The following is an 18,255-nucleotide window of genomic DNA, read 5'->3' on the forward strand; positions in this document are numbered from 1 at the left end:
TACCATTAACAGGAGTCTAAAATAACGATTCCTGTATTTTTATCAGCGTTAATTTTAGATTTCATGGCTACAGAAGAGAGGAAAAAATCATAAGCCCTGCAAACCGTTTGTGTGGTGATATTATCTTTGTTGAACATCTTTTTCAGATATTCGAATTCATTTTCCGCTTCTTCTAAGATAGGTCTATTAACCGGATTATCCTTAATTTCAAGGCCTGTTTTTTCTTCAGGTTCAGTAAAAGTATATTCAGAACCATCCAGCCTGCTGTCCAGAATTTTTTTGGTCAGAAGAATCATATAATCATTGAACCTCATAAAATCTTTTGAATCAACAGTAAGACCGATATCTTCGTCTGTCATTTGATCAACCTGAAAGTAATGGGTGTAATCTTCATTTAAAAATGAAATAATTGCAGAGAGCTCTTTAGCAGAGATTCTATTGATATCATTTCTGACGGTTTCTAACAAATTGTCAAAATTTATTTCATCAAAACCAATTTCACTTTTTTAATATATTCTTTGAAATTTCCGGAATGCACAAGGTGCTCATAAAGAGTTGGTGCTTTCTCTTTATCAAACATATAAATGGCCGTATTTCTTCCCATGATCCGATAGATTAAGTTATTTCAGAACTATTTTCAGTCCCATTTCTTCTTTCATATAAAGCAGAACCTCAGCATTTCCTCTCGCATCATCTACGGGATTATGGGTATGTTCCGTCTTACGGAGGTGTTTCCATTGGGCAAACGTATCTTTTTCCAGTCCGCAATACAGATCAGAAAGTCTTCGGGAAGAGTAGCCAAAAGGATTTCTTCCGATAAAATGATGAAAATACCAGCAGATAAACATCCAGTCGAAACCATTATTATCACTGATAAAAATAGGTCTTCCCTTAGAATTTTCTTTAATCCATTCCTCAAAAGCCAGCATTACGCGTTCCGGATCATCAAAATTCATCGTTTCCTCTCTGCTGAAGCCGGAAACCGCCAGCGCATCAGGATTGAATTGATCCGATATGGGTTTCAATTTTCCATAAAATGTCCGGTCCAGTTTTTCATCAACCAGCACAGCTCCGAAGCACACCATTGAAAAATCTCCCGGAATAGGGCCGTCTGACTCTATATCCACCATAAAATAGCTCATAACCTAATCGAATTTAATATTTCTTATCTTCATATATTCCTCATCAACTTCTTCCTTTTCCATACGGTCCGGGTATGTAGTAATCTTTAGCAGCTGATTGTTGAAGTTTTTTCCTACAATGAGTTCATTGCCATAAGATTTAAATTTTGAGGGCATAAAGAATATTTCTGTTTTATTTAAAGTATGAATATTGAAAATAAAAAACCTCTCTCTATGTTTGTCGTGGTAACGAACAATAAGGAAATTTTCAAAAAATTGTAACCGTACGCCGAATGCGGGATGACCTATCGTATTAAGCGGAGGATGCCAGGTAATAACAGTATCTTTGCAGAGCCATATTTTTACCATATCATTACCAACATCGTTAAGGATCCACCAGGCTGCCCATCCGTTATCACTGACAGCGGTCTGCCATGCCGATACCGAATTTTCAGCTCCGTAATGGTCTGTCCATACGATTTCATCTTCTTTGATTTCCGTATCAACGTTCTGTGCGTAAAGTTCTTCCTGAACGAGCAGGAAAATTTCTTTCGTGGTCATTGTTTTTTCTTTGATCCAGCGAATATATTGAAATTATTCCTGCAGTTGGAAAGTTTATGCCAGTTCAAAAAAACTTCTTCTCCCGATCTTCATCTTCATTTCTTTTTTCAGTTCAATTTGCTGTTCGGGATCTGTTATTTTGATATCATTAATCTGGACTCCTCCATTCAGAATCAGCCTTCGTACAGCAGATTTGCTGAGGTCATTTTTTAAATGATGGCAAAGTTCAACTAAAGAAACTGTATGCTGATGTTCTAAAGATTCTATTAAAACCTTCTCATAGACTTTCTCTTCAAAATTTTTATTCTGAAACTGGCTTTTAAAAAACTGTTCTGCATAATCTGCTGAAGCCTCATCATGATATTGGGTAATAATGTTTTTAGCAATCAGTTTTTTAATTTTCATCGGATTTTCACCGTTTTCTATTTTTTGTTTTAAATGGTTCTTTTCTTCAAGAGAAAAATCGGTGGTAAGATCAATGAATTCATCAATAAGACTATCCGGGATCGACATGGTTTTCCCAAACATTTCATTAGGTTCATCCGTCAGTCCTATAATATTGTTAAGAGATTTACTCATTTTTTCCTTTCCGTCAAGGCCTTTCAGCAGTGGCATACACATAACAATCTGTGCCGGCAGATCATGAACTTCCTGAAGCTGTCTTCCCATTGTACAGTTGAAGAGCTGATCTGTACCGCCCATTTCAATGTCACATTCAATCTTCACCGAATCAAATCCCTGAAGAATAGGATACACCAGTTCATGCATGGCGATTGGCGTGTTTTCTGTGAATCTCTTATTGAAATCGTTTCTGTGCATCAGCTGGGCTATAGTCACTTTTGACATCAGCTGAATGACCTCCGAAAAACTGAGGGCATCCAGCCAGTCAGAGTTAAAAACAACTCGGGTTTTATCCGGATCAAGGATCTTTGAAAGCTGGCTGATGTAGGTCTGTGCGTTATGATTTACCTCTTCAGCAGTCAGTGGCTTTCTTGCCTTGTTCTTTCCTGTTGGATCTCCGATTCTTGCCGTAAAACTGCCTACTACAATGATAATCTGATGTCCCAGCTCCTGAAATTGTTTAAGTTTTTTTAGAACTACGGCATGTCCCAAATGAAGATCAGGAGCTGTAGGATCAAAGCCCAGCTTGATGATTAATTTCCTGTTTTCTGCCTCCGCCTGTCGGAGTTTCTGCTCCAGTCCGTTTTCAGGGAGGATGATGGCTGCATTTTCTTGTAATGTACTGATCATGTTGTATTAATTTTAAAATGAAAAAGCCCGGACAACAATGTCCGGGCTCTATATGATGGGTTAGAATATTTTTATAGTATCACAGATATAGAAAGTTTTCCCGAACGGCTGGTCGGGGAGTAATACTCACTGAAGAAAGGAAGGCGCAATATGCTGTTCAGGTGTTTCATCTGTATTGTAAAGATAACATTTTTTCTGTTATTCCAATATTTAAACCATTAAGATGCCTTGTATGAAACAAGTAAGGTAAGATTTTAGCAAAAAAACTTAAAAATTTTAATCATTTTACCAATCCTAATGGTTTAAAATAATGGTTCAAAACAATTTTACTTGTCATTCCTTAAGCCAATACCATGCCATAAATTCTTCATTTTCAAACGGGAGAAATTCGTAAGAGTGAATTATTTCAGAATAAAAGTCCTGTCATTCTGTTATTTCCTGCGGGAGGTGGAGATAAGTATTAAGAATCTGTTCTTTCCAGACCTCAAGATCATCGGGGGAAACCCGGTCTGCCTTGTCAAAGAAAAAATGACGGATAACCTCTAAGCCGGAATACATAAAAATGCCGCTGTCGGAAGTCAGTGAAAGAGCTTTGTCCATTCCCATACGTTCATACTCTTCATTTGATTTTCCGTGGGTATTGATTACAATGGCTTTTTTCCCTTTTAAAAGGCCTTTCTGTACTCCTGAGTCATACCGGTATGCAAAACCATAGCTGAAGACTCTGTCTATATATCCTTTCATAATGGCGGGTAAGCCTGTCCACCAGATAGGATAAATAAACGTGATCTGTTCTGCCCACGAAATATGTTCCTGTTCTTTCTGTACATCTTCCGAAACCGTTCCGGCACGCTGTCCCTGCATATCTGCTATAGAAAGAACAGGATCAAATCCAATGTGATAAAGATCTCTGACCCTGATCTCATGATTTTGTAATTCCAGGCTTTCGGTCACTGTTCTTAAAAGATGGCTGTTTAAGCTTTGCTCATTAGGGTGGGCATAAATAATTAAATGTCTCATTGTTTCAGTTTTTAAATGAATGAAACAAATGTAGAACAGCTGAACACTTAAAAATTGTAAGAAAACGAAATGCTATTCTGACCTGGGATTGCAGATGTTCTGCTGGAATTTGAGATATTGGGAAGGAGACAGATTAAGATAATGTCTGAAATCATGAATAAGCTGGCTTTGATCATAATAGCCACATTGATCAATAATACTGAACCATTCCGGCTGCTGCTGATTTTTTATGCAGTCTTCAATGAAAGTAATTGCTTTTAAGAAACGGTTATATCTTGAAATTTCTTTTTGGGAATAGCCAAACTGCTCTTTTTGTCTGCGCTGGATATTCCTTTCTGTCTGACCGGTTTGCGTGGCTACAGTCTTGATGGGATTTAAGGCATTATTTTCAAAACTGCTTAAAAGAAATCCGGTGGCATCCTGTTCTGGAAGATAAGGCTTGCAAAACTCTAAAATATAGTGTACCTGCTCTTCAGGAGACTGAATTTCTGAAATAATATGCCATAGATCTGTAAAGCAGTTTTCTTCCAGCAGATCATCAGGATGTATTGTCCTGTTCTTTTCTATAATAATTTTTCCAAAGAACCTAAAAAATGCATCGTCTCTGAAATTGGCTGTCAGAATAGATGTTCCGGGTGAAAGTGTATATTCAAAAGACTGTCTTACCGGTCCGAAAATAATACATTGGTCTACCGTTATTAGATCACCCTCCGGAATCTGCATGGATGCACTTTTTCCAAAACAGAACAATAAAATAGTTTGATAGGTGGGGAGAAGGATTTTGGTAACCGGAAAGTCCGGAGACCTGTTTTCTGCAAAATAGAAATGTGAAAATACTCCTGCAAACTCTTCAGGCACTGTGATCCTCTGTTCATGGTAAAATGCTTTCATAATGGATTCTTAAAATAGATTTTTCTCCATTTTATAATTGGTGAGTTCCGTTCCCCTTAATGGAATAGACTGTTCGCGGAGAATACGGAAACCCATTTTTTCAAAGAAAGAGCGGGCAGTTTTGCTCACATCTGCTGTCAGGAGGGACTGCTTCTGCTTCATAGCTTCCTGTTCAATCAGCTTATAGAGCTGCAGAGCTATTCCCTGGTGCTGATGCTCCTTATGCACAAACAAAAGATCAATATAATTTCCCTGGTCAAGGCTGATAAAACCTATGATTTTCTCATGAGATTCGGCAATCAGTACATATTGTGTTTCTATGATCTTCTGCCACCGCATTTCATTCTCAGATCCCTGTCTCCAGGCTTCTATTTGTGCATCATCATAATCTTTTTTACAGATGTGTGTGATGGTATCGGCGAAAAGCAGCTTCATTTCTGTCAGATCCCTGCTGTTTCCTCTTCTTATTCTGATGGGTGGCGGATTCATCATCGGATATATTTCTTTTCGTAGAGTTTCTGCTGTTCTTCATTAAGCAAAGGATAAAAAAGATTCATCTGGATCATTACATAATGTTGTATGGCTTTTTCCTTATCAAATTTAAAGGCAAGACTGTTATGGGTAATCCAGTTGTCTGCAATAATAAAGATTTGTGTGGTGAGGCTGTGAAGGATAAAATCCGGAATATTTTTTCTGAAGACCCCGCTTTCCTGCAGCCCTTTAAAAATAATCTGAAATTCTTCTTTTCTGCTGATATTGATTGATTCATACTGCGATTCCATCTCCGGGATCTCATGCAAAATATCAACAAAATTCATGAAAATAAACCGGAAGGAATAAAATATTTCGTAGGTGGATCGTGTGAACTGATAAAGGTCTTCCAGCGTTCTGTTTTCTTCCTTCTTCATAGTGTTCAGCACTTCGTCCATTTTTAAGATAAGATCAGAGAAAAGAATTTTAATAATGTCTTCAGAGTGTTTGAAATGATAATGTAAATTTCCCGGACTGATATTCAGATTAGCTGCAATGTGCCTGGTAGTGATGTTGTTATAACCTTTTTCATTGAAAAGCTGCAGCGCTTTCTGTAGTATTTTGTCCTTCGTTTTCATAATCCAAATATAAGAGTGTTTAAATTATATACCAAAATTAGAACAATTGTTCTAATTTTGGTATATTTGCCTGGTAAAAATCAGATCAGTATGGAAGGAAAAAAAATGTTCAACTATGAAACTTCAGGAAGTAATGATGCAAAAAAAGGAAAGGATACACAGGAAACTCTGGTTAAAATTCTGCAGGTAATCATTGGATTTATTATGGCAGTTCTTCATATGTGAGGGATGAAAGATAGAGTTTCATATTGGTTTTTATCAGGGCTTACAGGGTGGTTTCTGGTGATTTTTTTAAGGCACGAGGGGATTTTCATTCCTGTGATCAGTAATTATTTCACAGATTTTATTACGGTTCCGATGTATGCTTATCTCATAGAATACCTGATGAATAAAGGAATGGGGTATTCCTGGAAACCGGATCTGAATTTTATTATGACCTCTGTTCTGTATCTGTCACTGTTGTTTGAGGCTTTATGTCCGCTTGTTTCAGAAAGATTTACAGGAGATCTGCTGGATGTCCTTGCCTATCTGACAGGAGGAATATTGTATTATTTTTTGAAAATAAGACCAATTGGAAAAAAAGATACAGCATGAGCAAGGCTTACTATTAAATAAACTCTATATATTACATTACGGGCGGGGAAGTATTTACTGATCAAGTTTGATGATAGAACCTTTGTAAAACCGGGTAAGATCATAAAGATCTCCGAAATACCGCTGTAATTCAGAATGATTTTCTATTCCCGTCCCATTTCTGAACTGGTCTTCTGCAAAGGAGTAGAGTACAGGATGGTCAGTCTTCAAATAATGAGAGACCATATTCACACTGCCTTTTTCTTCTGAGGCTATATCTGTGATGAACATTCCATAGATCAGAAACTGGTTGAAATTTTGGGAATCCATGATGAATTCCAGATTTTGTTGGGAATAATTTTCGTAGTCGGCAAGAAGCTGCTGAAAGCTTTTCACCTGGTTTTTATGGGAGATTTCATAAAAGAGATCAATGCCGTTGATGAAAAGCTGTGTTTTGGCTTCTTCAGTGTCGGAAGGACAAAGGCTGTTGAACCATGCAAAAATAATGGAAAGTTCATCCTTGGTAAGATGTTCTACAGAATCCTTTACTTTTTTCTTAATAATTTCAAGACTTACCCGGGCATCATCCGGAAGGAATTTCATCATCTGTTCTTCCTCACGGCTGATCTTATTGAACAAATTAATTTTGGCAATAGTAGGATTGGTTTTTATGAAATAAAGTTCATCTGCCATATGTTATGCATAGCTTGGTTTCTTAAGGAGCTAAGCCCTTTTCCGTGAACTAAGGTAAAGATTTTTTTTTCACAATCTGACAATTATAATTAATTTGTTCTATGATAAGTGTAAATATCGTGTCAGCTGTCTTTACATTCCTTATTTTTTTAGGGTTTCATGGAGGGCAATTCTGTTTCCTTCCGAATCTTCAAATTCAGCTATGGCAAAACCATTCTTATCATCTGTTTTTTTCGGGTAGAGAATTTTTCCGCCATTCTGAACAGCTTTATCCAAAGCCTGATCAATGTTATCTGTTTTGAAATAAATAATAACCCCTTCTTTGCTGGGCTTGTAAACATCTCCTTTGGCCAGGGCTCCGGTAATGCCGCTGTTCTTTTCCTCAAAAGGGAACAACGCCATTTCATAATTATCGATCACTTCTTTTTCAAAACTGAATCCGAAAACAGCCTTGTAAAACTGTTCCGCGCGTTGCAGATCAGTAACCGGAATTTCAAAGTAGACAACAGGATTAGAGGTATTCATAGGGTTTTCTTTTGGGGTGCAGGCGCTTAATAAGAGCAGGAGAAATACAAAATGTAAAAGATTTTTATTCATAATAAGTGATTTCATAAGACTGTGACCATTTCCCGTTTTCTTTCTCTGAAGCATCCTCGTAGTAGATTAAATTATTATGCGTGTCAAAAATATGGGTGAACTTCCTATGGTCTTCAGTTTCTTCCACTTCTGTTCTTTTTCCGTTTTCATAAGAAACAGTAGTAATGCTGGAGCTGCTGCCCGTTTTGATTTTTTTGATAACCCTATTTTCACCATCAAATTCATAAGTGTACGTATAGCTGCCACCGAAATCATGATTATTTTCTGTAACAGTATTAGTGTGGGCCGTTAAAAGTCCGCGGTCATCGTATTTATTTTCTGAAAATTCCAGCTGAGTGATTTCCGTTTTATTAAAATCCGGACAGAAAGCAAATCTGGCAGAGAAAATTTCCCGGTCAGATTCGTCATAAGCAAATGTTACAAGCTCATTGAAAAAATGGATGGATGGATAACCGGAAAGAAGTGCTCCATTCATGTCATATCTGAATTCTCCAAGAAGGTTTTTAATCTCATCTGCATACAAACTGTTTTCTTTTAACGGAAAAAAAGCCTGTTCCGGGAGGCTGTCCGGGACTATATTTTTAAAATCTTTCGTTGTAATCCTGGAAATGATTTCTTTACTGTACAATTCATACCGGTCATAAACATCAATATCATATCTGGAAAAAGCAAAATTCTGTAGGATCCTGTTCTTGTCGTCTAAAACGAGATATTTTAGCTTCACCAGCCTTTTTTCGGCATCAAATGTTTTTTTTGTAATAGAATTTCCATGGTAAGAATAGGTGACAACAGCCCATCTATCCCCGGAATCGGTAAATGATATTTCTTCCAGCGGCTGATTCTGTGCATTGAACTGTTTGGTAAAAAGAACGATCCCGTCTTTGATGAAGGAGATTAATTTTCCTGTAGAATTATGCGTGACAAAGGTACTCCCAATCTCTTTTTTTTCCAGAAAATTCCCATTCAGATCATAAGTCTCTTTTTTGTTGAGGTTTCCTGATGCATCCGTAAAATGATAAACAATCGTATCAGGCATATTTTTTCCCAGATGGTGAAGTTCTCTGACTTCCATCCCTTCTTTTTCGTATCTTTTTTCGATACTTGCCAAGATACCATTCCTGTATAATTTCTTTTCTGAAATCTGTCCTTCCTGAGAATATAGGGTTTCTTCACGAATAGCATCCAATACATATTCTTTCACCGATTTTACTTTTCCATGGAGATGATCCATTAGCTAATGTTTTTACTGTGAATAAATATACAGAAACTAAGAAATAAAAAATAGACAAAATCCGATTTGTCTATTTTTTATGGTCTTAAAATTAAATAAGATAAAATGTTTCAGAAATCGGAATGTTTCAATCGTAATTTTTTTTTATGGTTTGGATTCATCTTACCGGGATAAATGCCCATTGTTCTGCCCAGTCACTGGTTGAAGCCTGAAAAATTTTAATACGTGATCCGTTTTCTGTTGCAGCACCAAATAAATCAAGGGACATGGTGGAAATATGTTTTGGAGTTAAGGTGAAGTATCCGTTTTCAAGGCGGTTAATTTTCCATTTCTGATTATCTCCGCCATTTTTTTTCTGAAGAATAACATCTGTTCCGTTGGCTTTCCCTAAACCGTTTACATCCAGAACCGAATCAGGCGTATTCTGGGCATGCAGGTAGAAATAACCGTCTCCTGCAGCTTCCAGTTTCCATCTTTGATTGGGCTGGCCGTTTGCGGTATGGACAATAATCGGGGTGCCGTCTTGCTGGCTGTTTTGATTGACATCCATACATTTGTTAAGATCCAGTCTTGTACGGATTTCATATACCTGTCCGGGTTGCATTGTTTCAGAACCGAAAGAAAAAGGGTTGCAGGAGAAAAGACGGTTGATCAGGGCTTTATCCTGCGGAATTTCCGGGAAATCCATTGGGATAATCCCATACCGGGATGCAGGTTTGTTATACAGGTAATTAAAAAAAAGACGGTTGACAATTTCTGCAATGCCTCTTGGACCTTCATAAAATATATTACCACTGGTTCCACTGGTAAAATTAAGGAAAAGGCTGTCCGGAAGTGATGAGGAAGCTTTTTCCAGAACAGGTTTTACAGCTTTTATGAATTTATCTTCTATATCATCTTTCCAGTCATCATACCTGTCCTGTACATACAAGCCGATGCCGTGATTGCTGAATTCTTTAGTGCTGTCATGCGGCCATTGGTCATAAAGGTCAATGCCTATATCAGCCCGGTCTCCCAGTCCAAACCGGCGGAGGAGTACTATTTTTCCCCTTACTTCACTCAATGCAGGTATTCGGTTTTCGGTGTAGAAAAGTCCTGGGAAATGTCCGATATTCACAGATCCGGTCAGGTCATCATAGAATTTGTTTTTATCTTTACTGCTGTCAGGGTCACTTTCATTTTTGATGCTCATCAGGATGGTTTCTTCCGGGTTTTCAGAAAGAAATTGATGGCATTCATTCATAATGGTTCCGCTGAAGCTGATATCCATATCCGCAATTCCATGATATACCCAGAGCACATGATCCTTGTCTGCCCGGGTTCCGCGTTTTAAACGGATGTCCAGAAATCGTATACCTGCATTTAACTGTTCAGAGATGTTCAGGGACTGGCATTTCGTAAGGTAGCTTGAATCCCAGGCCGGATAAGTGCCGCTGTCATGAGTTCCTGGAATCGTAAGGTTATTAATTTTCAGATGATTGGGAAGATAGCTCATCCAGTTTTGTGAAAATGTTTTCATTTTTATTATTGATTAGTTTCCCTACTCCTATGGCTTTTCGGAATCTGCCCCGTTTGATAGATGGTTTCTGGTCTCCATCATACTTTTTTGATATTATTTTTTGATGATTTTATAGTTTCCGGAATCTGTGGTGATAAGATAAGCTCCGTCAGGAAGTGCGGTAATGTCTACTTCATTATCGCCTTTTACCGCTTCTGTGGATTTCACCAGCTTTCCGGATTGGTCATAAATAGAAACTTTATTGTTTTTTTCCACATTCAGGTGGAAAACTCCTGAGGTAGGATTAGGGTATATTGCTGTTTTGTCTTTAATGGTATTTTCAGCGGTTCCCAGTGTGGCTGTTTTTGTCCAGGTAAAGGCGTCCAGGCACATGTAAAAATAGCTTCCTGTGGATTGCAGCTGGAGCTCGTCAATAGGAGTGTTGCTGTTGTTCTGGTTATTCAGGGTGGCAAGATCAATCAGGGTAAAGCCATTGTAGATGCCTGTCGTTCCTGTTGTTGCGTTGAAGGTGGTATTGAATCCTGATGTTTTGGTGGTGGTGAATTTAGTGATACCTCCCAGTTTTCCTGTAATGATTAATGTTCCTGATGAATTAGACTGATTGAGCTGGGTATTGCTTAAGAATACCCAGAATTTTGATACGGTGAATCCGGAACTGCTTTTAACACTGAAGGATGGAGAGCTGATATTGGTGGTTCCTGTATTATCAATATAAATATTATCATTCGCAGTTCCGTTCCATCCTGTGCCTGGATAATTGGCCTGAATTCTAAAAGTACCTGCTTGTGAAACAATAGCAAACATATAACCGTTATTGGTGAAGCTTGTGCTGCCATTAGTTGAATTCTCAAAAGTCATTGTGCTTGTCTGTGCACTGAGGTCTGCAATACTGCTTAAGAAAAGAAGAATGGCAAAAAAGATAATTTTTTTCATGATACAGATTTTTAAAATGGATATGTTATTCTTAGTACCCCAAAGTAACAGGGAAATAAAAGGCAAAAACAGCGTATTACAGGCTGAATTGAAAAACAGGTAGAAATACGTGGTTTTCAATTCCGGGATTATTCTACTTTTGAAAACAGAGACAGAATGGAGTTATAAAATGATTGACAACAGCAGACTTTTATAAGTATTGAGCTATGCCTCAGATCTTTATTTTTTATAAAATGCTGAGGTTCATATTCCATATTCTGAACGAATTGTGTAACTTTAAAGAAATCTAAACTATGAAAACGATGAAAACACCCGTATTGCATGTACCATTAGAAGACGCCAGAAAATGGATACACAACTGGCAGATTCAGGAAAAAATTAAAGGCACCCAGATTATCTGCCACCTTCTCCCATCCATTGATGTGTATGAAATATTTAAGATTGAAAACGGAACCGAACGGTTTCGGGGATATAATGCCATTAACGATGAAGGGGAATATAAATTTTTAATGGTAGGCGTTGATCCGGATGGGAATGATATGGTAGATCCCGATCGCAGGTGGTATATTTATGATATGACAACTCCTTGTCCTTCCGCGTGTTCTGCTAATAAATGGTGGGAAGAAACAATTTAAAATAGAAGATCATTGTATCAATGGATTGAAATACCATCGCTAATTGGAAAAGGTATTCTGCTGATTAACCTGACCGTATATACCATAGGCTTTTCCGGTTCCGGGAAGGCCTATAGATTTTTTATGGGCTATTTAATCTGGATATCAATATGTGAAGCTGTATTTTACATACTGAGCTATCAGAAAATCAATAACCTGTTTTTCTCCCATTATTATCTGATAGGGCAATTCCTTCTGCTGGGGCTGTTCTTTCGTGAGATCCTGACGGAGCGGTATCAGAAGAAAACAGCACAGTTTTTTTTACTCATCATTCCAGCCGCCCTGATTTTACAATACATTGCAGATCCTGAAAAATATTATATATTCAATCTGTTTGAAATTTTTGTTACCTCTTACGCCATTATTATTCTGGGATTGTTTCATTTATATAATATACTGGATGCCGAAAAAAAATACAATTATATGGTTTTGGGGCTTCTTATGTATCTGATCAGCAGTACAGTATTGTTTTTGTCAGGAAACCTGTACGTGGTTATGGATAGAAATGTTCATAAAGAGATCTGGGTAATCAATGCTGTGATGTTTATTGTGTATCAGATTTTTATTCTTATTGAATATTTTTCTTTCCACAGGAAAAGAGTGTAATTATTTTGATGATTTTATACCATGAATGACAATACCATTATTTCTACGATAGTCTACACTTTTCTGGCATTCACCTTACTGGCTGTTGCGCTGATTATTTTCTACTATTTCTCCAATAAAAAGATCACCAAAAATCTTCTTCAGAAAAAAGAAATGGAAATCCGGTATGAGAAAGATCTTACCCATGCCATGATCAGTTCACAGGAAAAAGAAAGGCTGAGAATAGCTCAGGACCTGCATGATGATATCAGCTCAAAATTAAGTGTGGTCTCTCTGAATGTTCATCTGCTGGATTGCGAATATCTGACAAAAGAGGAATTTAACGAGCTTAAGGATAAAATAATAAACCTGATTAATACCACAGCAGAAAGCGCCCGGCAGATTTCACATGACCTGCTTCCTCCCATACTGGAAAAATTCGGGCTGCATGCTGCCATAGATGCCCTCTGCTCAGAAATTAATCTTTCAAAAACAGTGCAGGTTTCTTATACCAGCAATTTATATTTTGCCAGGACTGAAAGTGAGAAAAATTTACATATCTTTAGAATAATCCAGGAACTTACCAATAATTCCCTCAGGCATGGCGAAAGTACCCATATCCGGATCATATTTGAAGGCAGAGAAGGGAAAAACGTTTGTACATACGAAGATGACGGTAAAGGTTTTGACCCGGACGATGCCGTAAAAGGCGGCCTGGGACTGAGAAACATAAGAAGCAGAATAGAGCTTATCAACGGTACCCTAAAAATAGAAAGTAAAAAAGACAAGGGAACTACAGTAGAATTTACATTTTAATTGATAATCAGAATACGATGAAAGAAAACTTAATCCGGGTGATCATTGTGGATGACGAAGCACTGTTCCGGCAGGGAATCTCATTTTTGATACAAAGGGAAAAAGAGATGACCCTGTCCGGAGATTTCAGCAATGGCAAAGAAGTTCTTGATGCTCTTGCTGCCCTTGAAGAGCTGCCGCATGTGATTCTGATGGATCTTAATATGCCGGAAATAAACGGAGTGGAAGCTACTAAACAAATCCATACGAAATATCCTCAGGTAAAAATAATTGCATTAACCAGCTACAATACCAAACCTTTTATCATCAATATGATCCAGTCAGGAGCCTGTTCCTTTCTTAAAAAAAACTCCAGCCCGGCAGAATTGATTAAAGCGGTTAGGGAAGTACATGAAAAAGGGTTTTACTATAATGATGAAGTCATGGAAGCACTGCATCAGAATATGAGTGAGTCCAGAAAAAAAGTATCCAGTATTTTTGATGCAGATCATATCTCAAAAAGAGAAAAAGAGGTGCTGGAGCTCATCTGCCGACAGTATAGCACTTCGGAAATTGCAGATAAATTATTCTTAAGTTCCAGAACTGTGGAAGGGCACCGCAACAACCTTCTCCTGAAAACCGGGGCAAAAAATACGGCAGGCCTAGTTGTATATGCTATAGAAAGTAAAATTGTAGATACTCACTATCTGAAGGATAATTTTGAATAGATTTACAGTTGGAATAGAGACATTACTGATTTATATATTCAGGATCAATAAAAAATGACAGCAGGGTTTTCTGCTGTCATCTTGCTTATTGCTTTTCCAAAGTCTGCATGGCATGCTCAATATGCTTTTTGTCTTCAAAATAGCGCGTTTTGACGGATTCAAATTTTTTATCGTCTTTAAGTGAAGCTTTTAATGTAGATACCAGGAATGCATAGTTGGTGAAAACGGTGGGGGTTTTAAGAAGAGTATCCATCCATTTCCACATTTGTTTTTCACCGATTTCTTTTTCTATAGCTGCCAGAAGGATAGGAGTAGATTCGTAGGCATAATCAATATAGTCATCATCAGATGGTTTTGTTTTGATGGCGCTTAAAGGCATTGGAGTAAAATCCTTAATATTTTTAAGTTTATCCTTTATTTTTTTATCATACACCTCTTTACCCAGAATATCTTTGGTTACTTTTAAAGAAAGGAATTCTGAAAATCCTTCCGAGATAATCCCGCCAAGCTCAGAGTTGAACTGCTTGTAGGTTCCGAAATAATAATGTGCCAGCTCATGGGCAATAAATGGCTTGAACCAGTTCTGGGTTTTAGGATTAAAAAGGCTCTTAAGCCCATTCTCTCCCCAGCCGATGTTCATGATTGTGGGATAAGATACAAACAGCCATCCATTTTTCAGGGAAGTTGGGGTAGTTTCCACAAAAGTTACCGGTCCGCCGAAAGGAGTTTCCAGCTTTTCAGCATAATAATTTTTATAGGTATTGATCATTTCACTGAACTGTTTAATCTGCTCCCGGGTAAGCTGAGGATTCAGGATATACGTATTGGAGATATTGGAGTAATCGTAATTTCCAAGGAAGACCGCCAGCTCATAAGGAACATCACTTTGGAAGCGGTAATTTTTTGCCTTTACAGGGGGATTTCCGTTGACATACAGCGTAGAGCAGTCGTTGCAGGTAAATTCTATATCATATCGTACTTCTTCGTATTTTTTGTCTTTAGCCATATCAAATAGTATGGGATACCAGGCTCCCTGACTTCCCTCAGCTCTCAGAGAGTTATAGTTGAACGCAATATTTCCTCTCCAGTCATCTTTGGTATAATTTTCAATAGTGTCTTTGGCAATGGGAAACTTACCTGTATACTTCAATTGTACAGATTGGGGCAGGAACTTTTCTTTTTTGTTTTTCGGAAAATAGTAGGCCAGGGATTCACCTGTTGAAGTGCTGTCAGTGGTACTTTTTTCATAGGCAAGTACAAAATCATTGGGCTTTTTACTTTTAAAGTGTAAGATATTCATCCCGGAATTGAGGCGGATGACATAATCTTCGATGCGGGGAATATCACTTAAAGTAAGATCACAGTCGAAAGTCCCTTCTTTTATGGAAATATTGACTTTACCGGTAAGCAGCGGGCTTTTTTCCTGAGCATTGGCTTGTAGTGAGAATAATAGAATAATGAAAAACGAAAATGTAATTTTAATGTCTTGTTTTCTGAACATTGGTTTTGTATGGTATTTAGTTTCTTTCAGCAATTTCTGAGAAAAGCTGTCTGATAAAGATATTATTAAAGAAATGATCCTCCAAATTTTTTGAAATAAGAGACCTTGTTTTTAATGATTTTTCAGGTTGCTGCTCCAAATGATGCTGATTCTTATTTTCATAATGATTACGGTATTTAAGTTTCAGGGACATTATTTTTCTGCAGAGATAAGAAGCATCATCGGGCGGCGGAGCTCATCTTTCATTTCCGGGATTTCCTTCAGCATTTCAGGGCTGGGTTCAGGTTCTGTGATCTCTTTGATTCTGAAACCATATTTCAATAATGTATTCAGGTATGAGGTTAAAGTTCTGTGGTATTTGATGACACTTTCACCGAGGAAGGTTGTGTTTCTTTTTCCTTCCATGAAATAGCGGTCAACGGGCCAGCTTACTTTTTCACCATCTTTGTCATAAGTCCAATCCTGGCCGCCTTCTGCGGTAAAGACAGGGTGTTCCACCGAGAATATAAAATGTCCTCCTGCGGTCAGCCACCGGTAAACATTCTGAATGATGGTGTCCAGCGATTCTGCATAATGCAGGGTTAATGAACTCAGAATAATATCAAATTTTTCTGAAGGATAATCCAGGTCTTCCAGCGCTTTTCTTTCATACCGGATACCTTCAAGGCTGTTGATCTCTTTAGCTCTGGCAAGCATTTTTTCCGAAAGATCAATCCCGATAACAGATTTCGCATCATTTTCAGCAGCATAACGGCAGTGCCATCCGAATCCGCAGCCAAGATCAAGAACATTTTTACCTTTAAAATCCGGTAACATATTTTTCAAGGCATGCCATTCGCCGGCTCCTTGCAGCCCGAGCTGTGAGCGGAGCATTTTTTCATACTGTTCAAAAAAGGAAGGTTCGTCGTACTTATTTTCTTTCATATCAGATAAGTTGTTTGTTTCATTAAAAAACGAAAAAAATCAATAAAATAGTCTTTATTACTTTCTTTTATAAGTCTTTTTGTATACAAAAAATCCTTTAAAAAATTAAAGGATCTGTATAATTTATTATAAAGCTAATAATTTACTTCTGATTTTCGCGCATGGCACGGATTAACCTTTCATTTCGCTGGTCCGCTCTTGCATTATTTAAAGACAAAACAGCCCAGATCGCAGCAGGAAGCCAGCCTATCAATGTAATCTGGAGGATCAGGCAGACAATTCCCGTAATAATTTTTCCACGAACCATAAAAGAAAGAAAGGGAAGGAGAATCGCTAATAACATGGTTTCTGATTTTAATATTATGAATACGAAAGTTAGTTATATTTTTAAAAATAGGGCAGGTTTTTATTTGAAAAGTATTGAATTGATAAAAGAAGTTAAAATATAATAGGCTCGGAAAGCAGCTTCAGAATTTTAAATTCAGGAAATTTTCAAATAAATGCAACATTTCAACAGGACATGCGTCATTATAATAGTTTGAAAACTTTAAAAAACTTAAAAAATGAGAACTATGAAATTCAAAACTGCACTGGTATTCATTATGTTGTACAGCATATCTGTATCTTCACAATATTATAAAATTATATACGATTTCAAATGGAAAACAGAAAAAGAAAGTAAAAACTATAACTCTGAACTGACCGTTCTGCTGAAAAATGATGAGATTTCCTATTTTGAATCCCTTGCAAAATATAAATATGATACTTTAAAAACCAGACTTGTTCAGCAGGGGGCAGTAGGTTTTCCCAGTCCAAAAGAAACATGGAAACTACAGACATTAATTTCCAAAGATTTAAAATCTCAAACCACCACTTCCGAAGAAAACTTCTTTGATAAAGTATATTTTACAACTTATACATGCAAACCGGTCTGGAAAATCCTTTCTGAAAAAAGCACTTTTTTTAACTACAACGTCCAGAAAGCCGAAACCCATTTTGGCGGAAGAAAATGGATTGCATGGTTTACCAATGAAGTGCCTATCAATGACGGACCCTACAAGTTTTTCGATTTACCCGGTCTTATTCTGAAAATTTCAGATTCGGAAGAGAATTTTATTTTTGAAATTAAAGGGCTTACCAGGGAAAAAACAAATATTGAAGGCCGGAATGCTTACACTTCCAAAGTAAATTTCACTCCCAGACAATGGGAAACCTTTTGGACCCAATATCAGAAAGATCCCTCCATGGTTTTTGCCAATCTCAATTCGCCCAATGCAACATTCAGCTATGTGTACAAGGGTAAAAATGTAGACAGTAAAGAAGCTAAAGATGCCTACAACAAAGCTGAAAAAGAGAAGATCGCTGTTTTTAAAAATCCTGTTGAACTCAAGATTTGTGAGTAAATGTTTCAGGAGCTAAATTAATTTCCTTTTTTAATATTTTTGATTTTTTTCATAACCTGCAGGTAAGAAATAAAAAAATATTAGGAAAGATGCAACATTTGCTTCATAGATGCGTCTCTTCTACAGGAAACGATCGAGAATAAAAA

Annotated in this window: 24 protein-coding genes; 7 read left to right on the top strand and 17 right to left on the bottom strand. The window is 37.3% G+C overall.

Annotated features, from left to right (window positions below; genetic code table 11):
• Window positions 1-5: 5 nt before the first annotated feature.
• The 9 genes from AOB46_RS20385 to AOB46_RS20420 form a co-directional block, all read right to left on the bottom strand.
• Entirely contained in the window at window positions 6-467 is a 462-nt protein-coding gene (locus AOB46_RS20385; protein ID WP_062702863.1) for a hypothetical protein, read from the bottom strand.
• A gap of 11 nt (window positions 468-478) precedes the next feature.
• Window positions 479-604, bottom strand: coding sequence for a hypothetical protein (locus tag AOB46_RS24000; protein WP_262486725.1), 126 nt, complete (start codon window positions 602-604; stop codon window positions 479-481).
• 16 nt (window positions 605-620) lie between these two features.
• Window positions 621-1,142, bottom strand: a complete 522-nt coding sequence (locus AOB46_RS20390; protein ID WP_062702865.1) for a 3'-5' exoribonuclease domain-containing protein — start codon at window positions 1,140-1,142, stop codon at window positions 621-623.
• A 3-nt stretch (window positions 1,143-1,145) separates the two neighbouring features.
• The gene (locus AOB46_RS20395; protein ID WP_062702867.1) at window positions 1,146-1,682 is read right to left on the bottom strand and encodes a hypothetical protein; all 537 of its coding nucleotides are present in this window, start codon (window positions 1,680-1,682) and stop codon (window positions 1,146-1,148) included.
• A 54-nt stretch (window positions 1,683-1,736) separates the two neighbouring features.
• Window positions 1,737-2,933 (bottom strand): tyrosine--tRNA ligase, encoded by a 1,197-nt coding sequence (gene tyrS / locus AOB46_RS20400; protein ID WP_062702870.1) that lies wholly within the window; start codon window positions 2,931-2,933, stop codon window positions 1,737-1,739.
• 423 nt (window positions 2,934-3,356) lie between these two features.
• A complete protein-coding gene (locus AOB46_RS20405) occupies window positions 3,357-3,953 on the bottom strand; it encodes an NAD(P)H-dependent oxidoreductase (RefSeq protein ID WP_062702871.1) in 597 nt (198 codons plus the stop codon).
• 72 nt (window positions 3,954-4,025) lie between these two features.
• On the bottom strand, window positions 4,026-4,844 hold the full coding sequence (locus AOB46_RS20410) for a helix-turn-helix transcriptional regulator (RefSeq protein ID WP_062702874.1): 819 nt from the start codon (window positions 4,842-4,844) through the stop codon (window positions 4,026-4,028).
• A gap of 9 nt (window positions 4,845-4,853) precedes the next feature.
• Window positions 4,854-5,336, bottom strand: coding sequence for a GNAT family N-acetyltransferase (locus AOB46_RS20415; RefSeq protein WP_082377307.1), 483 nt, complete (start codon window positions 5,334-5,336; stop codon window positions 4,854-4,856).
• A complete protein-coding gene (locus tag AOB46_RS20420) occupies window positions 5,333-5,953 on the bottom strand; it encodes a TetR/AcrR family transcriptional regulator (protein ID WP_062702876.1) in 621 nt (206 codons plus the stop codon). Before AOB46_RS20420 ends, AOB46_RS20415 begins: the two co-directional genes overlap by 4 nt.
• A gap of 90 nt (window positions 5,954-6,043) precedes the next feature.
• Here AOB46_RS20420 and AOB46_RS24005 point away from each other — a divergent pair, with 90 nt between their 5' ends.
• Window positions 6,044-6,178 carry a hypothetical protein gene (locus AOB46_RS24005; protein WP_262486726.1) on the top strand — a complete coding sequence of 45 codons (135 nt, stop codon included), beginning with the start codon at window positions 6,044-6,046 and terminating at the stop codon, window positions 6,176-6,178.
• Window positions 6,179-6,181: 3 nt separating this feature from the next.
• Complete coding sequence (locus AOB46_RS20425; protein WP_062702878.1) at window positions 6,182-6,547, top strand: hypothetical protein; 366 nt, start codon at window positions 6,182-6,184, stop codon at window positions 6,545-6,547.
• A 54-nt stretch (window positions 6,548-6,601) separates the two neighbouring features.
• On the opposite strand, the gene AOB46_RS20430 is transcribed toward AOB46_RS20425, so the two are convergent.
• The 5 genes from AOB46_RS20430 to AOB46_RS20450 all read right to left on the bottom strand — a co-directional run bounded on the left by AOB46_RS20430 (window position 6,602) and on the right by AOB46_RS20450 (window position 11,499).
• Window positions 6,602-7,219, bottom strand: a complete 618-nt coding sequence (locus AOB46_RS20430; protein ID WP_062702880.1) for a hypothetical protein — start codon at window positions 7,217-7,219, stop codon at window positions 6,602-6,604.
• 141 nt (window positions 7,220-7,360) lie between these two features.
• Window positions 7,361-7,816, bottom strand: coding sequence for a VOC family protein (locus AOB46_RS20435; protein WP_241489247.1), 456 nt, complete (start codon window positions 7,814-7,816; stop codon window positions 7,361-7,363).
• Window positions 7,809-9,047 carry a hypothetical protein gene (locus tag AOB46_RS20440; protein WP_062702884.1) on the bottom strand — a complete coding sequence of 413 codons (1,239 nt, stop codon included), beginning with the start codon at window positions 9,045-9,047 and terminating at the stop codon, window positions 7,809-7,811. Before AOB46_RS20440 ends, AOB46_RS20435 begins: the two co-directional genes overlap by 8 nt.
• Before the next feature lie 157 nt (window positions 9,048-9,204).
• Window positions 9,205-10,566, bottom strand: coding sequence for a phosphatidylinositol-specific phospholipase C domain-containing protein (locus AOB46_RS20445; RefSeq protein ID WP_082377310.1), 1,362 nt, complete (start codon window positions 10,564-10,566; stop codon window positions 9,205-9,207).
• Window positions 10,567-10,659: 93 nt separating this feature from the next.
• Window positions 10,660-11,499, bottom strand: coding sequence for a T9SS type A sorting domain-containing protein (locus tag AOB46_RS20450; protein ID WP_062702888.1), 840 nt, complete (start codon window positions 11,497-11,499; stop codon window positions 10,660-10,662).
• A 293-nt stretch (window positions 11,500-11,792) separates the two neighbouring features.
• Here AOB46_RS20450 and AOB46_RS20455 point away from each other — a divergent pair, with 293 nt between their 5' ends.
• Genes AOB46_RS20455 through AOB46_RS20470 form a run of 4 tightly spaced genes read left to right on the top strand, consistent with a single transcriptional unit; the run spans window position 11,793 to window position 14,281 of the window.
• Window positions 11,793-12,134, top strand: coding sequence for a hypothetical protein (locus AOB46_RS20455; protein WP_062702889.1), 342 nt, complete (start codon window positions 11,793-11,795; stop codon window positions 12,132-12,134).
• Between the two features lie 12 nt (window positions 12,135-12,146).
• The gene (locus AOB46_RS20460; protein ID WP_062702890.1) at window positions 12,147-12,779 is read left to right on the top strand and encodes a hypothetical protein; all 633 of its coding nucleotides are present in this window, start codon (window positions 12,147-12,149) and stop codon (window positions 12,777-12,779) included.
• 21 nt (window positions 12,780-12,800) lie between these two features.
• Complete coding sequence (locus AOB46_RS20465) at window positions 12,801-13,574, top strand: sensor histidine kinase (protein ID WP_062702891.1); 774 nt, start codon at window positions 12,801-12,803, stop codon at window positions 13,572-13,574.
• Window positions 13,575-13,591: 17 nt separating this feature from the next.
• On the top strand, window positions 13,592-14,281 hold the full coding sequence (locus AOB46_RS20470) for a response regulator transcription factor (RefSeq protein ID WP_062702892.1): 690 nt from the start codon (window positions 13,592-13,594) through the stop codon (window positions 14,279-14,281).
• A gap of 85 nt (window positions 14,282-14,366) precedes the next feature.
• On the opposite strand, the gene AOB46_RS20475 is transcribed toward AOB46_RS20470, so the two are convergent.
• The 3 genes from AOB46_RS20475 to AOB46_RS23000 form a co-directional block, all read right to left on the bottom strand.
• Window positions 14,367-15,782: a hypothetical protein gene (locus AOB46_RS20475; RefSeq protein ID WP_062702965.1), complete on the bottom strand. Its 1,416-nt coding sequence runs from the start codon at window positions 15,780-15,782 to the stop codon at window positions 14,367-14,369.
• Window positions 15,783-15,974: 192 nt separating this feature from the next.
• Complete coding sequence (locus AOB46_RS20480) at window positions 15,975-16,706, bottom strand: class I SAM-dependent DNA methyltransferase (protein WP_062702893.1); 732 nt, start codon at window positions 16,704-16,706, stop codon at window positions 15,975-15,977.
• 142 nt (window positions 16,707-16,848) lie between these two features.
• Window positions 16,849-17,049: a YqaE/Pmp3 family membrane protein gene (locus AOB46_RS23000; protein WP_082377312.1), complete on the bottom strand. Its 201-nt coding sequence runs from the start codon at window positions 17,047-17,049 to the stop codon at window positions 16,849-16,851.
• A gap of 229 nt (window positions 17,050-17,278) precedes the next feature.
• On the opposite strand from AOB46_RS23000, the gene AOB46_RS20490 reads away from it, so the two are divergent.
• A complete protein-coding gene (locus AOB46_RS20490) occupies window positions 17,279-18,109 on the top strand; it encodes a GLPGLI family protein (protein WP_062702967.1) in 831 nt (276 codons plus the stop codon).
• Window positions 18,110-18,255 lie beyond the last annotated feature (146 nt).

The organism is Chryseobacterium indologenes, assembly GCF_001295265.1.
Taxonomy (GTDB): Bacteria; Bacteroidota; Bacteroidia; order Flavobacteriales; family Weeksellaceae; genus Chryseobacterium; species Chryseobacterium indologenes_A.